At 71.4% G+C, this 13,978-nt stretch carries 13 protein-coding genes and 1 pseudogene; 4 read left to right on the top strand and 10 right to left on the bottom strand.

The window, feature by feature from the left end; translation table 11 throughout:
• Nucleotides 1-149 precede the first annotated feature (149 nt).
• Entirely contained in the window at nt 150-683 is a 534-nt protein-coding gene (locus ACIQVZ_RS24970; RefSeq protein WP_402452914.1) for a hypothetical protein, read from the top strand.
• Between the two features lie 588 nt (nt 684-1,271).
• Nucleotides 1,272-2,663, top strand: coding sequence for a serine hydrolase domain-containing protein (locus ACIQVZ_RS24965; protein WP_402452912.1), 1,392 nt, complete (start codon nt 1,272-1,274; stop codon nt 2,661-2,663).
• A 102-nt stretch (nt 2,664-2,765) separates the two neighbouring features.
• Here the strand turns inward: ACIQVZ_RS24965 and ACIQVZ_RS24960 are convergent, their stop codons facing one another.
• From ACIQVZ_RS24960 to ACIQVZ_RS24915, 10 genes and pseudogenes are all read right to left on the bottom strand, one after another.
• Nucleotides 2,766-4,481: a PucR family transcriptional regulator gene (locus ACIQVZ_RS24960; RefSeq protein WP_402453064.1), complete on the bottom strand. Its 1,716-nt coding sequence runs from the start codon at nt 4,479-4,481 to the stop codon at nt 2,766-2,768.
• Nucleotides 4,482-4,563: 82 nt separating this feature from the next.
• Nucleotides 4,564-5,670 carry an o-succinylbenzoate synthase gene (menC, locus tag ACIQVZ_RS24955; RefSeq protein WP_402452910.1) on the bottom strand — a complete coding sequence of 369 codons (1,107 nt, stop codon included), beginning with the start codon at nt 5,668-5,670 and terminating at the stop codon, nt 4,564-4,566.
• Nucleotides 5,667-6,560, bottom strand: coding sequence for a GNAT family N-acetyltransferase (locus ACIQVZ_RS24950; RefSeq protein WP_402452908.1), 894 nt, complete (start codon nt 6,558-6,560; stop codon nt 5,667-5,669). Before ACIQVZ_RS24950 ends, menC begins: the two co-directional genes overlap by 4 nt.
• A gap of 31 nt (nt 6,561-6,591) precedes the next feature.
• Nucleotides 6,592-7,746: a M20 family metallopeptidase gene (locus ACIQVZ_RS24945; RefSeq protein WP_402452906.1), complete on the bottom strand. Its 1,155-nt coding sequence runs from the start codon at nt 7,744-7,746 to the stop codon at nt 6,592-6,594.
• On the bottom strand, nt 7,746-9,323 hold the full coding sequence (locus tag ACIQVZ_RS24940) for an amidohydrolase family protein (protein ID WP_402452904.1): 1,578 nt from the start codon (nt 9,321-9,323) through the stop codon (nt 7,746-7,748). Before ACIQVZ_RS24940 ends, ACIQVZ_RS24945 begins: the two co-directional genes overlap by 1 nt.
• A 292-nt stretch (nt 9,324-9,615) precedes the next feature.
• Nucleotides 9,616-9,753 (bottom strand): annotated as a pseudogene (locus tag ACIQVZ_RS24935) (transposase); the annotation flags it as partial.
• Nucleotides 9,754-9,895: 142 nt separating this feature from the next.
• Nucleotides 9,896-10,402, bottom strand: a complete 507-nt coding sequence (locus tag ACIQVZ_RS24930; RefSeq protein ID WP_402452902.1) for a hypothetical protein — start codon at nt 10,400-10,402, stop codon at nt 9,896-9,898.
• Nucleotides 10,403-10,545: 143 nt separating this feature from the next.
• A complete protein-coding gene (locus ACIQVZ_RS24925; RefSeq protein WP_402452900.1) occupies nt 10,546-10,947 on the bottom strand; it encodes a hypothetical protein in 402 nt (133 codons plus the stop codon).
• A 198-nt stretch (nt 10,948-11,145) separates the two neighbouring features.
• Entirely contained in the window at nt 11,146-12,045 is a 900-nt protein-coding gene (locus ACIQVZ_RS24920; RefSeq protein ID WP_402452898.1) for a ketopantoate reductase family protein, read from the bottom strand.
• A complete protein-coding gene (locus ACIQVZ_RS24915) occupies nt 12,042-12,233 on the bottom strand; it encodes a hypothetical protein (RefSeq protein ID WP_402452896.1) in 192 nt (63 codons plus the stop codon). Before ACIQVZ_RS24915 ends, ACIQVZ_RS24920 begins: the two co-directional genes overlap by 4 nt.
• Before the next feature lie 282 nt (nt 12,234-12,515).
• Between ACIQVZ_RS24915 and ACIQVZ_RS24910 the strand changes: the two genes are divergently transcribed.
• Together ACIQVZ_RS24910 and ACIQVZ_RS24905 are read left to right on the top strand one after the other, a co-directional pair.
• Nucleotides 12,516-13,286, top strand: coding sequence for an ABC transporter ATP-binding protein (locus ACIQVZ_RS24910; protein ID WP_402453062.1), 771 nt, complete (start codon nt 12,516-12,518; stop codon nt 13,284-13,286).
• Nucleotides 13,283-13,963: an FtsX-like permease family protein gene (locus ACIQVZ_RS24905; protein ID WP_402452894.1), complete on the top strand. Its 681-nt coding sequence runs from the start codon at nt 13,283-13,285 to the stop codon at nt 13,961-13,963. The genes ACIQVZ_RS24910 and ACIQVZ_RS24905 overlap by 4 nt, the downstream gene beginning before the upstream one ends.
• Nucleotides 13,964-13,978: the final 15 nt, after the last annotated feature.

Genomic DNA, 13,978 nt, shown 5'->3' with positions numbered 1-13,978 from the left:
GCGCAGTGTGACGGCGGACCGGAGGGCGGCGACGCTCGGTGGCCGGCAGATCTCGATCTGCCAACGAGTGGGAGATCCGTGCACGGATCGTGTGCGGGCTCTGCTTGAATCGCACACCTCATCCAAACGGAACGGAGCGTTCTCCACCCATGCCTTCACGCATACGCGGGCGTCGGTGCGCCGGCCTGGCCGGCTTCGCCGGACTCGTCCTCACCGTCGGTCTGGCGCTGACCGGTTGCGACCCGTCGGCCGCCGACGGCGGAGCCAAGGCCTCGCCCCCGGTGACCGCCCCGGCGGCCGCCACCACCCAGTCGACCCCGCCGGCCGCACCGCCTGCGGCGCCGCCCGCCGCGTCCCCGGCCGACACGCCGCCGCCCGCGTCGGACCCCGCGCCGAGCACGCCGGCCGCCCCCGCCCCGGCGGCCCCCGGCACCCACGCGCCGTCGCCCACCCCGAAGGCGCCGCAGCCGAAGACCACCACGGCCCAGCCGCCGGCCGCCCCGGAGCCGCAGCACACCGCGGCGGCCGGCGGCGCGGAGTGCGAGCTCCGCTCGAACGCCGGGAACTGCTACGCGGCCGGGCAGTTCTGCCGCAACGCCGATCTCGGCAAGAGCACCCATGACGCCAACGGGGGAATGATCTACTGCCGGATGGTCAGCGGCAAGCCGCACTGGCAGGCCTGAGCGAGGCCGATCGGGCGCGGGGGACGAACGCCTCGGCCCCCCACGCCCGTTCGGCCCGTCGGCGTGACCCGGGAGACCCTGGACCCTAGTTGCGCTGGTGGAGAAGAAGAGGGCGTTCGCGCGGCAAGACGGACGCGCTCGACGCAGACACAGCGGCCCGCGCAGTTCTGTCGGGCCGGGCCACGGCCAGGGGGCCGCTTCCGAGGCATGCGCGGACGTCCGGCGCTGGCTGCAACCGCAGGTCTGGCCACACCGATTGCGGTTCGGGTTCCCCGACGACGACCAGCGGTGAGGCCGGCGCGCTGCTTGCTGTGCGCAATGAGGTCGGCGTGGTCGAGTACCGGGACGGAGGCCGGTACCCGGTCGCCGTGTCCACCCGTACCGAGGACACCCGTTCCCGGTGACCGAGCGCCCCACATTCACCGCCGTCGCCGCGGCGACGGCGGTGGAACCGCTGTGTACTGCCTGATTCGTCTGGGCGGAGGAACTTTCCCCGCACTCTCCTCGGTCCGGACGAACAAGTGACGCAGGCCACCGACCTAGCATTCCGGAAACGTCGGACCATCCTCACGAGGACAGAAGGTGCGCATGTCGAAAGTCCATGAAATCCGGACTTGGCTCCAGGAGAACTTCGCCGCTCTGTTGGCCGAGCATCAGGTTCCTGGCGCCGCGATCGCGGTGCTCGCCGACGGCGAGGTGATCGATCACGCGGCGGGCGTCCTGAACAAGGCCACCGGGGTGGAGTCCACTGTGGACTCGCTGTTCCAGATCGGGTCGATCACCAAGGTGTGGACGACCACCCTGATCATGCAACTGGTCGACGAGGGCCGCCTCGACCTCGACCGGCCGGTGCGCGACTACCTGCCGGAGTTCGCGCTCGGCGACGAAACGGCCGCGGCCGCGATCACCGTCCGGCAGCTGACCTGCCACACTGCCGGCTTCGAGGGCGACGTCTTCACCGACACCGGGCGCGGCGCCGACGCGGTGGAGAAGCTCATCGCGACGCTGTCCGACGTGCCGCAGCTGTTTCCGCCGGGCGAGCGGTTCTCGTACAACAACGCCGGCTACTGCGTGCTCGGCCGCATCATCGAGGTGCTGCGCGGTAAGTGCTGGGACGACTGCGTGCGCGACCACCTCTTCGTGCCGCTCGGCCTGACCCACGCCGCGACTGGTCCTCACGACGCGATCCGCTACCGCGCCGCGGTCGGCCACGTCGCCCCGAAGCCGGGCGAGGAGCCGGTGCCCGCGCCGATCTGGGCACTCACCGCATCGAACGCCCCGGCCGGTTCGATGCTCGCGATGCGCCCGCGGGACCTTCTGACCTTCGTCCGAATGCACCTGAACGACGGCAAGGCCGACGACGGCGCCCGGGTGCTGTCGCCGGAGTCGCTGGCCGTGATGCGCGAGCCGCAGGTGGAGGTGCCCACGCTCGGAATCATGGCCGGCCGCTGGGGTGTCGGTTGGATGCTCTTCGGCTGGGAGGGCGGCGAGGTGGTCGGCCACGACGGCGGCACGATCGGCCAGTCGGCTTTCCTGCGCGTGGTGCCGGAGCGAAACGTCGCGGTGGCGTTGCTGACCAACGGCGGGCAGCCGGTGCACGTCTACCACCAGGTCTTTGGAAAGCTGCTCGACGAACTCGCCGACGTGAAGCTCCCGCCACTGCCGCAGCCGAACCCCGCGGCCGCCCAGGGCGACCTGTCCCGGTACGTGGGCGAGTACTCGTCGATGGTCGCCGATAACGTCGTCACGGCGGAAGACGGCACGCTGTGGATCGAGCGCACCCCGAAGGGGATCTTCGCCGACCTTGGCGGTGCGCCGCCGGCAAAGCATGAACTGCTGCCCTACCTCGACGACACGTTCGTCGCCATCGCCCCGGAGTTCCCGGGTCTCTACAGGGCGCACGCGTTCGTCGGCGATGACGGCACCGGCCGCGCCCGGTTCCTCCACACCGGGCGCGCCGACCGACGGGTGTCCCCCTGAGCGAGATCCGCGAACGGATCGAAGCCGTCTTCGCCGAAGCCGGCACGGAATCGAAGCAGCGTAACGCCGACCGCCCGAAGGTCGGTCAGGCGTTATTTGGGGCTATGACGGCACACGTCGGCGAAGGAAGCCGGAACGCTCGGAGGGTTGGAGCAACCGGGCCTTGTCAAGCCTTTCAAACCGGCAGTGCTTTTCCCCCCGTGCCAGCAAATGTAGTTGCACCATCGCCGCGAACCGGTCTCCCGGGTTGTCGAGATCGATTCCGCCGACCTCCGCGACCCGGCGCAACCGGTACCGGAATGTGCTCGGATGCACGTACGCGGCGGTGGACGCGACGCCGATGTCGCCGAAAGAATCGAGCCAGCACCGCAGCGTGTGCACGAGCTGCGATTGGTGTTTCGTGTCGTAGGCCAGCAGCCGCGCGATCGGCCCGGTCGCGACATCCCCGCGTGCCGCGGAAAGGTCCGCCAATTCGAGCAGCAGTGCTTCGATATGCGCGTCTTCGGCGGTGATCATTCGCTTTGTGCCGCCGTTGGCGAGCAACACGCGCAACGCGCGGTCGGCCCCGTCGCGGGACGCGCGCAGGCCCGAGCCGTCGAGCGCGAGCGGTCCGACGCCGATCGCGGCGGCGGCCCCGCGGCCGGTGCGTTCCAGGAAGGTCGACGCGACGCGTACCGAGCGTTCGCGCCAATCGCCTTGGTTCCCGGGCATCGGGACGATGCCGTACGCGACATCGCCGACCAGCGCCACCGCCGACCGGGGCTGGACGGCGCTGAGGTGCATGGCGAACGCGTCGGCGACTCGCTGGCGCTCCGCGACGAGCCGGAGGTCGTCGTCGGGGGCCTCGAGGAGTCCCATGGCGAGCACGATGGTGGGCTGCCCCAGCAGTCCCAGGCGGGCGATGGCTTCCGGCGCGCCGGAGCCTCCTTCGAGCGCGGTGCTCACCAGATCGGCCCGTAACCGGCGCCCGACATCGGTACCTGCGCGCAGCCGAAGCATGTGCAGCGCAACAATCTTCGAGGCGTCGACCAACGCGGAGGTACGTTCTTCGCTGAGCTCATTGTCGACTGCGGCCCAAATCGAGCCGAGGACCTCGTCGCCGGCTCGGACCGCGACCGCGACCCTGGGCATCACGATGTTCTCGTCGTAGCCGTCCGGGTAGACGTAAACCGGCCGCTGGTCCCGGTAGAGGCGTTCGAAAACGCCTTCCTTCTCCAGCTGGCGGGTGAAGCGTTCGGGCACCTGGCGGCCGAGAATCGTTTCGACGCGGGAAGGATCGGCCTCGTCCTGGCGGCCGGAGAACGCGAGCACGTGCGAGTTGCGGTCCTCGATGGTGACCGGCGCATCCAGCAGTGCGGCGACCGCGTTGGCGAGCGCGAACAAATCGCCGGACGGCATCCCGCCGAGTGACTGCGGGGAAACGTCGCCGACGTCGCCCTCGGCGAGCAACGTGCGGAGTATCGCGGCGAGCTGCGCCCACGACGCTCCGCCGGCCAGCCCGAGCAGCGCGACCCCGGTGGAGTCGGCCGCCCGGACCAGTTCCTTCGACGCGGAGACCGGCGACCGCACGACCAGCGCGGCGCCCCCGCGTTCGCCGACGGTGTGCAGCAGCTTCGCGATCTCGTCGGTTTCGCGCAGGCCGACCCCGAGGACGACCGCCCCGGCTGGGAACTCGGTGTCCTCGTAAGGATCGTGGATCACCACGCCGCCGAGCTGCCGCCGGGTGTCCCGTCCGACAGCGACCGGTTCGAGGAGTACGTCCCCGAGGGCTTCGAGGACGCGTCCCAGACTCGTGTGCGGCTTGTTCGGCACGGGCATCAGCACTCCCCGAGGGTAGATCCAGCCACGGCCCAGCCGGATGGTTCGATCAGGTCAATCTATCCGCGGAATTCGTGCCAGGCTACGAAACGATCCAGGCCTTCGCGGTGGTCACCTCGTCGAGCAGCTCCGGAATCGGCGTCACGCCGAGGCCCGGACCGGTCGGCACCGGCAGGTGCCCGTCGGACACCACGAACGGCTCGGTGATGTCGCTCCGGTAGAACCGGTCGGACCCGGAGGTGTCCCCGGGAAGCGTGAAGCCCGGCAGCGAGGCCAGCGCGACGTTCGCCGCCCGGCCGAGGCCGGTCTCGATCATTCCGCCGCACCACACCGGAACCGCGTGCGCCGCGCAGACGTCGTGCACCCGCCGCGCTTCGAGGTAACCGCCGACCCTGCCGGGCTTGATGTTCACGATCTGGACCGCGCCCAGTTTGATCGCGTCCGCCGCCGCGCGCGCCGACACGATCGATTCGTCCAGGCATATGGGCGTCTTGATCCGGCGCGCCAATTCGGCGTGGCCGAGGACGTCCTCCTCTTCCAGCGGCTGCTCGATCAGCAACAGGCCGAACGGGTCGAGGCGGGCCAGCTGCGGCGTATCGCCCAGGGTGTAGGCGGTGTTGGCGTCCACCTGCAGCAACACGTCGTCGCCGAAGCGTTCGCGGACCGCGCGCACCGGCTCGACGTCCCAGCCCGGTTCGATCTTCAGCTTGATCCGCACATAGCCGTCGTCCAGGTACCCGCCCACGACGTCGAGCAACTGCGGGATCGTGTCCATGATCCCGACCGAAACACCGCACGGCACGGTGTCCCGCACCGACCCCAGCTCGGCCGCGAAGGAGCGCTCGCTCGCGCGGAGTTCGGCGTCGAGCACCGCCATCTCCAGCGCGCCCTTCGCCATCCGGTGGCCCTTGAACCTGGCCAGCAGCGGCGTCACCTTCGCCGCCGTGACGTCCTCCGCGGCCAGCAGCGCCGGGATGAGGTACTGGCGCAGCACGTGCTCGGCGCCGTCGTTGTACTCCGGCGAGTACAACGGGCCGGCCATCGTCACGCACTCGCCCCAGCCCTCGCCCGTCGGCGTCACCGCCCGCAGCAGCAGGAGCTCGCGTACGGACAGTGTGCCGAACGAAGTCCGGAACGGGGCGACGAGTGGCATCTGCACCCGGCGCAGTTCCACACCGCTGAGTTTCACTGCTCCTCCTTGGAAATCACGTAATAACCGGCCCGGTCGAAGCCGGTCACCCGGCCCCCGGAAGACATCAATCCGCCGAGCGTTTCGCGCAGCGCGGCCCGCCACGCAGCTGCTTTGCCGGGGTCGGTGCCGCGCAAGCCTTCGATGTCGGCGGGGACGGCGACGACCACGACCGGGGCATCTGCCGAGCCCGCCGCCGGGCCGCCGTCGGCGTCCACCGAGAGCGCAACCGCGGCGCCGCGGTCGAGCAGGGTCTTCGTGTCGGTCCGGACGGGCTCACCGAACGCGGCGGCCCGTACTGCCGTGCCGGCCAGGTCCCAGGACGCCATCAGCCGATCGGTGTCGCCCGAACCGTTGATGCCGTCCTTCATCGGCCCGTAGAAGTCGCGCAGGTACTGCACAGGCAGCGCGCCGAGTTTGCCGAGGTTGAAATAGGCGTTGCGGCGCACCAGCGGATCGAACGTCCACTTGATGGTCGAAACATCTTGGGTCAATGCCCAGCCGCGCTGGTGCATTTTCAGCGCATACCCGATTCCACGCCCTGCGCCGGCCTGGGCGACCCCTGCGATATGACTGTGCAGACTGCCCTTTCCGGGATTCTCGAAGAACCCGACGCACGCGCCGAGCAGGTCGCCGCCGGAAAACGCGCCGGCCACGTAGTTCCCCGCCGCCGACAGTGCGCGCAGCAGCTCCGTGGTCACCGGCCGAGTGCCCGGCGCCGACCGCCAGATCTTCTCGAAAAGCACTCCGACCGCGGCCAGTTCGGCGATCTCATGGATCTCCCGCACCTCGACCCCTGACGCGGTGGCCGCCGCCCGCGCGGCCGCGACCGCCTCACCACAGGCCTCCGATGTGATTGGTCGTTGTGAATTCATCGAAAGATCCGTCACGGGATGCTCCTTTCTCGGTGGCCCCGGAAGGTCACCGTCGGGCTCGACCGGAACAGTCCGCCGCATTCTTCGGAGTCGACGGACTCCCCTTCGCCAACACGTTTTCCACCAGTGCGAACAGCAATTCTGTCCGCCCTGGCAATTCTTCGATCAGGACATGTTCGTGATCCGCGTGTGCCCCGCCACCGACCGCTCCGAGACCGTCGAGAGTCGGAACTCCCAGCCCCGCGGTGTAGTTGCCGTCCGAAGCACCGCCGACGGGCGCCTCGGTCAATTCCGGCAGCCCTATGCCCGCGGACAGTTCCCGCGCCAGCCCGAACAAGGCGGCCGAGGAAGCGGCATCCAGCGGCGGACGGTTGACGCCGCCGCTGATCCGCACCTGTGTGCCCGCCAGCACCGGTCGCAACGCCCGCACCGCCCGGTCGACGCGGAGCTGTTCGTCCTCGTCCCATACCCGCACGTCGACCTGGACCATGGCCGTCGCCGGCACGGTGTTGACCGTCGTGCCGGCCGCCAGCAGTGTCGGCACCACGCTGGTCCCGCGCTCCGGATCGGCGAGCGCGGCGACCGCGAGGGTCTGGTGGGCGATCTCGATCCCGGCGTTGATCCCCTTCTCCGGTTCGAGACCGGCGTGCGCGGCGCGGCCGGTCACGTCGATCCGGTACTGCGAAACGCCCTTGCGTCGGGTTTTGATCGCGCCGCCGTCCGCCGAAGCCTCCAGCACCAACGCCGCCTCGCAGCCGCGGGCCTCTGCCTCGATCAGCCCTCGCGACGACGGCGAGCCCAGTTCCTCGTCGCCAGTGATCAGAATGGACAATCCGGCCCGGCACGGCAACGCGGCGGCCGCGTGAAGCGCCATCACGACGCCCGCCTTCATGTCGAAGCAGCCCGGTCCCCGCAAGACCCCGTCGGCCACGGAGAAAGGGTGCGTCTCCAGCGAACCCATCGGCCAGACCGTGTCGTGGTGGCCGAGCAGCAGCACGCGCGCCGGGCCGTTGCCGAACCGCCAGCGCAGATGCGTCCGGCCGTCGAGGACGATCCGCTCCGGCTCCACGCCGAGCAACTTCCTGCCGAGGCCCGCGAGCACCTCGGCGCTGCGCGCCACCGCGTCGAGGTCGCATGACGGGGATTCGCAGCACACCAGTGCTTCGATGTCGGTGAGCAGAGCTTCCAAGCTGAATTCCACTACCGTGGCTCCCCCCGCAGCGGCTGGCCAGGGTATGCGTCGGCGAGCAGCTGCCCGTCGCGGACCACCTGGGTACCCGCGACGAACAGGTGCCGGACGCCGATCGCGGGCCGGGTCGAATCGAAGTACGTGGCCGTGTCGGTGATGGTGGCGGGGTCGAGGACGACGATGTCCGCGTCCGCGCCGACGTTCAGCCTGCCCTTGGTCCGCGCGCCGGGCGCGACCTGATCCAGCACCCGCGCGGGCAGGTAGGAGCAGCGCCGGAACGCCTCCAGCCATGTCCAGACCCCGGCCTCGCGCACCATCAACCGCAGCGACTTGGAGAACGTGCCCGCCGTGCGCGGGTGCGTCACACCGCCAGGGGGCAGCGGCCATTCGGTGGATTCGTTGCCGGCGCCATGCCAGTACACCGGCATGGCGTCGCTCGCGACGATCGAATCCGGGAAAGCGAGCGTCCGGTGCAGCAGGTCCCGGTCCTTCGGGTTCTCCTCGTCGAGGAACTCGAGGATGCACGGCGCACCCGGCTCCTCGGCGCGGACCTGCAGCAGCCGGGCCTCGTCGGCGATCCGCTCGCCGGTCTCCAGCATCAGCACGCGCGTCGGGTCGAGACCCTTCATCTTGAGCCGCTCGGGCGAAAGGAACGCCGCGCTGATGCCGGTGCTGCCCGCACCGTAGGGATAGGCCTCGACCGTCACCCGCGAGCCGGCCGAACGGGCCGACTCCAGCGCGGCGAGCACCCGGTCGACGTGCCGTCCGGACGTGCTGTTGACGTGACAGTGATGCATCGCGGCACCGGTCTCGGCCGCGACGATCGCGATCTCCTGCGTCCCGTCGACCGGCGTGGCCGGGTCCGTCTCGACCAGCTCGCGGACGTGCGTATACGTGGGCGCTTCGGCCTGCTTGGCCAGCTTCGCCAACGCCAGGAACTCGGCCGGATCACTCGCCGGGGCGTACCCGAGCAGTACGCCGACGCCGAGCGCGCCCGCCGCCAGCTCACCCTCCACAAGGGAGAGCCAGGCGGTCAGCTCGGCCCGCGACGAGGACCGCTGCCAGGCCGGATTGCCGAGTACGGCAAGCCCGCTGTTGATGTCCGCGTCCGGCTCGATACCGGCGAGCACCTTGGCCCGCGCCGAGCCCCAGGAAGCCGAGAAGCCGTAGTGGAGCGGGCGTCCCGCCGCGGCCGCCTCGGTATAGGCCCGTTCGACGGGCATCAGCCCGGCTTCCAGGTCGAGCGCCGTCGTGACACCGTCCATCGCCTGCAGCCGCTGGCCCGCGATGGAGTGCACGTGGCTGTGCAGATCGATGAATCCGGGCCCGACGATGTACCCGCCGACATCGATTTCGACCTGGTCGTCGGATGCTGGCAGCCCTGGTCCGACGGCAACGACCTTGCCATCGGAGACCAGCACGTCAGCCGTGCCGTCAAAGCCCGTAGCCGGGTCGATGACGCGACCGCCTCGCAACAGTGTTCGCATAGTTCGCCTCCTGGCCTCGCTGCTGGCGACCCTATGAGGTCTGCCGTACGGTCCGTTCGTCTGGTGCGACGAATCCGGCGCGCCAGATCCACCCGACTGCACGAACTTTGCTGTGCCGAGGCCCCCGATCTGCCGGAGCCGTCATCGGCTCGCAGGAGCCGCGATGGCGTTGTTCGTGTTGATCTCCCACCGTGCCGGCCGCGAAGATCACCGGGCGCGTCGGCGACGTCACCCGCTTCCCGACCGAGCACCACTTCACCAACCGAGTTCAGGGCCCGGTGTGGTCAAGGACAGCACTGGCCGCGACCGGCACCACGCGCACCCGGCTGCCAGCCTGGGCCCCTGCACACGATCGCGATCCGCCGGATCCGTGACGGGGCCGCGGCCAGGATTACCACCACCGCAAGACGGGGTTGAGGTCGGGCGAGTAGGCGGGAAGCAGGAAGACGGTCAGCCTGGCACGTGCGGCGACCAACTCGCGCATGGCGTGGGAGTTGTGGGTGTTCAGGCGGTCCCAGACCAGCACGATCGGTGGGTGGCTGGACGACCAGGGCAATCCGTTCCCACGGACCCCCAAGACGCCGCCGCTCCCGGAGCCCCAGACCTCCGTCAGTGACGGGCTGAGCGCCCGCCCCGCCGACCGCTCGGAAGACCGACGGAGCGGGCCTTCGGGCTCACGCGACGAGCGCGTAGCTGGCGGGCCGTTCGCGTTTCCGCTGGCCAGGACCGAGGTGGAAGTCTGTACATTTACCCCGGGCCGCGAAGTTGGCGACCAGCGCGGCGGCCGCGGCGGCGGGCTCGCCGTTCAGTGCGAGCCAGGCGAGGTAGGCGGGGTAGGCGGGGTAGGCCTGGCAGCCGGGCAGCGGCGGCCGCGCGGTGAGTTCGTCCGGGTCGAGGCCGCAGGCGGCGGCGAGGCCGGGCAGGGTGCGCAGCGCGGCGCTCTCGCCCTCGGCGAGGGTGGCGAACCAGGCGCTCACCGGAAGGTCGGCGCTGCGGGTGGCGAACAGCAGCAGGCCGCGCCGGTCGGAGGCGATGATCCGGTGCTGCTGGGCGGCGAGTTCGGCCAGGGCCGAGCGGGGCGCCGTGCCGTCGGCGAGCGCCGTGACGAGTGCCGGGGCGGCGTCGCCGGGTGCCAACTCGGCCCGTGGGTCTCGGATCTGGTCGAGGATGGGGTGGTTCACCGGTGCTTTCGTGATGCGGTTCGGTCCCGGTGCCATTCCTGCCGCCTGGCGGGGCCCGGTCGGTGGCGACAGGCCGGGGCGGGCCCCGGGTTGCCCCCGGCCCCGCGGGTGCGGGGCCGGGAGCGGGCGGTGCGGTAGGTGGCTCAGGACCCGGCGCAGGCGCTGGTCACGTCGCCGGCGGCGTCGGTGATCGCCCCGATGTCGGGCATCTTGCCCTTGGAGACGTTGTCCTGGGCGCTGGAGACGGCCTTGTTCAACTTGTCGGTGGCCTTGTCGAGCTTGTCCCCGCTGTTGTGGTCGCGGAGCTTCTTGATGTCGTCGCCGACCTTCTTCAGGGCGTCCGAGGTGTGTTTGCGGCGGTCCTGGTCGGTGAGTTGGCCGACGTTGATGGCCGATGAGGCGAGATCCTGGATGTCGCCGGTGATGCTGACGGCCTGTTTGCCGCAGTCGAGTGCCTGGTCGACGTCCTTGCACGCGCTGAGCAGTGGAGCGGTGGCGAGCAGCGCGAGTGCGGCGGCGGCCATTCGGTACGGTTTCCTTGTCATGTCTGTATCCCTCCCGCCGGCAACAACGCCTGATCGCCCGCTCGTGGTTCCGCCCGATCGGGTGAATCATGGGTGAACCTTTACTGTCGGCCAGGAAAGGGAGTTGATGGAATGTCAGATTCCGGGCTCGACGTGACTTCGACCTCGCCGACTTCACGTCAAGGGCGCTGCTCCGTGACGTGAAGTCGGCTGGAAGTGCTACCGGTCGGCCGGGCCGGAGAGGTCGCGCACCAGTGCGGCGAGCGTCGGGGTTTCGACCCCGTGTGCGGCGGCGGCCCGCAGGACGGCGCCGCCGATGGCGTCCAGTTCGATCGGACGGCCGGCCTCCACGTCGCGCTGCATCGAGGACTTCATCGACCCGGGCACCCGGTCGAAGGCGGTGAGCAGTGTCTGTGCGTCCGCCGGGGCGCCCGCCGCGCCGGAGACGGCCGCGATCTCGTCGAGGACGGTGAGCAGTTCGGGCCGGTGCTCGGTGCGCACGACGCCGACCTCGCTGCGGTGGCGGGTGGTGAGCAGCGCGAACGGGGCGAGGAAGGAGAGCTTGCTCCAGAGCATCGCGGTCTCGTCCTCGCGGAGCGTGACATCGAGGCCGGTGCGCCGCAGCTGATCGGCCAAGTCCGCGACCGGCCCGGCGAGTTCGAGCACGGCGAACGGGCTGGTGTGCTCGATCCGCCCGGGCGCGGTCCGAGTGGCCTCGACCCGGATCGTGCCGGCCGCGACCTGCCCGGCCGGGTAGCGCTCGCGCAGCGTCGCGACGTGGTCGAGTCCGTTGAGCAGCGGCACCACGACGGCGGAGCCGAGGGCCTGCGGCGGCATCCGGTCGAGCGCGTCGGCCAGCGCCGTCTCCTTGACGGTCACGAACGCGGCGTCGACCGGCTCGCGCAGTTCGGTGGTGGCTTCGACCCGGGCGGTGAACTCGCCGAACTGCTCGCTGTGGACGTGCAGTCCGTCCCGGTCGAGGACGGTGGCGGTCTCCTCGCCGGCCAGGCAGATCACCCGGTGCCCGGCGCGCGCGAGCAGGGCGCCGATCAGGCCGCCGACGCCGCCCGGCCCGAGGACGGCGATGGTCAAGGGGGTGGTCGCGGGGGTGGTGGTCATGTCGACTCCTGGTGAGGGGGTGAGGGGTGGGCTTCCGGGGAGGAGAGGGAGGCGAGGCCGAAGGTGAACGGCGGTTCGCGGCGCGGCTTCCGCCCGTCGGCCGGGGTCCAGCGCGCGGGGGTGTTCCGGCTGAGGTGCAGCGTGTCGTACCGGACGTCGCCGTGGGCGGGCAGCAGGTCGATGGTCACCCGTTCATGATCCCTTGTCGGATGGGCGGCGCGGGGCCCGGGGGGCGGGGGAGGCTCAGCTCGCGGGCCTACCGCACCGGCGGGCGCCGTGACGGTGGCTCGGGTCGGTCGGTCGCGACGGTGCGGGGGTGGGACCGGACCGCGGCGGCCTCGACCCGGCGTACGCGTCCTGGTCCCGGGGGTTGGACCACCTGCGGGGTTCGGTTTTCCGAACCCCGAATCGGGGGGCCAGCCCAATCGATCATGCGGCCGTTCATGTCCAGGATGGAGGGCATGAACGGGATGACGACAGCCGCCGCGGCGGCGAGCGGTGAGGTGGTGGGCGCGGCCCTGACCGGGGACGGGCTGCACCGGGAGTACGGGCGGGGCACGGCCGCCGTCCGGGCGTTGCGGGGGGTGTCCGTGTCCTTCGCGCCGGGGACGTTCACGGCGGTGATGGGGCCCTCCGGTTCCGGCAAGACGACGCTGCTGCACTGCCTCGCCGGGATGGACCGCCCCACCCGGGGCACCGTCCGCTGGGGCGGGACGGAGGTGTCCCGGCTGCCCGAGCGGCGGCTCGCGCAGCTGCGCCGCACCAGGGTGGGGTTCGTGTTCCAGGCGTTCAACCTGATGCCCGCGATGACCGTCGCGCAGAACGTCGAACTTCCCGGGCGGCTCGCGGGGGCGCGGCCGGACGGGGCGCAGGTGCGGGAGGCGCTCGCCAGGGTCGGCCTGTCCGGGCGGGAGCGGCACCGGCCCGGGCAGCTGTCCGGCGGCCAGCAGCAGCGGGTGGCGATCGCCCGGGCGCTGGTCGCGCGGCCGGCCGTGCTGTTCGCGGACGAGCCGACCGGCGCGCTCGACCGGGCGACCGGGCACGACGTCCTCGGCCTGCTGCGTTCCGGTGTGGACGTGGACGGGCGGACGTGCGTGATGGTCACCCACGACCCGGTGGCCGCCGGCTACGCGGACCGGGTGCTGCTGCTGGCCGACGGGCTGCTGGTGGACGAGCTCGACCGGCCGACCGCCGCACAGGTCGGCGAGCGGCTGAGCCGGCTGGGCGGGGGAGCGCGATGAGCCCCGTCCTCTCCCTGGCGGCCGGCCAGATCCGGCGCCGGCCGGCCGCCTTCGCCGGGCTGGCGGTGGCGCTGTTCCTGGCGGTGGCGACGGTGACGCTGTTCGGCTCGCTGGTCGCCGCCCAGGCCACGGCCCCCGCCGAGGTGGCCCGCCGGGCGGTGGCCGGGCCGGGCCTGCTGCTGATCGCGGGGGCGTTCGGTGAGATCGCCGTCCTGGTCGCGCTGTTCGTCGTGGTCAACACGCTCGGTTTCACCCTCCGCCAGCAGCACCGTGACCTCGCCCTGCTGCGCACGGTCGCCGCGACACCCCGTCAGGTGCGCCGGCTGGTGCGGACGCAGGTCACGGCGACCGTCCTGCTGGCAGCCGTGCCCGGCGGCGCGGCGGGCACCCTCGCCGCCCGGGGCTTCCTCGCCGCGCTCCAACGGCGCGGGCTGGCCGCGCCCGGTCTGCGGAACGCCGGTGCCGATGCTGGTCGCACTGGCGGTGGCGCTGCTGGTCGGCCTGGCCGCCACCGCCCTCGCCGCCCGACGGATCACCCGGCTCACCCCGGCCGCCGCGCTGACCGCCGACACCTCGGGCCAGCGGCGCACGGGCGTGCTGCGGGTGCTGGCCGGACTGGCCGTCCTGGCGGGCGGGGTGCTGCTGCTGCGGCTCGCCGCCACCAGAGGGGCCGGTGAACTGGACAAGGCGGG

It is taken from the genome of Kitasatospora sp. NPDC098663, assembly GCF_044760075.1.
Lineage (GTDB): Bacteria > Actinomycetota > Actinomycetes > Streptomycetales > Streptomycetaceae > Kitasatospora.
This window is presented reverse-complemented; position numbering and strand designations above follow the sequence as displayed.

Excerpts from the sequence above, each read along its gene's own strand:
- ACIQVZ_RS24970 (WP_402452914.1), top strand. The coding sequence starts at position 150 with ATGCCTTCACGCATACGCGGGCGTCGGTGCGCCGGCCTGGCCGGCTTC.
- ACIQVZ_RS24965 (WP_402452912.1), top strand. The coding sequence starts at position 1,272 with ATGTCGAAAGTCCATGAAATCCGGACTTGGCTCCAGGAGAACTTCGCC.
- ACIQVZ_RS24960 (WP_402453064.1), bottom strand. The coding sequence starts at position 4,481 with ATGCCCGTGCCGAACAAGCCGCACACGAGTCTGGGACGCGTCCTCGAA.
- ACIQVZ_RS24925 (WP_402452900.1), bottom strand. The coding sequence starts at position 10,947 with ATGACAAGGAAACCGTACCGAATGGCCGCCGCCGCACTCGCGCTGCTC.
- ACIQVZ_RS24920 (WP_402452898.1), bottom strand. The coding sequence starts at position 12,045 with ATGACCACCACCCCCGCGACCACCCCCTTGACCATCGCCGTCCTCGGG.
- ACIQVZ_RS24910 (WP_402453062.1), top strand. The coding sequence starts at position 12,516 with ATGACGACAGCCGCCGCGGCGGCGAGCGGTGAGGTGGTGGGCGCGGCC.
- ACIQVZ_RS24905 (WP_402452894.1), top strand. The coding sequence starts at position 13,283 with ATGAGCCCCGTCCTCTCCCTGGCGGCCGGCCAGATCCGGCGCCGGCCG.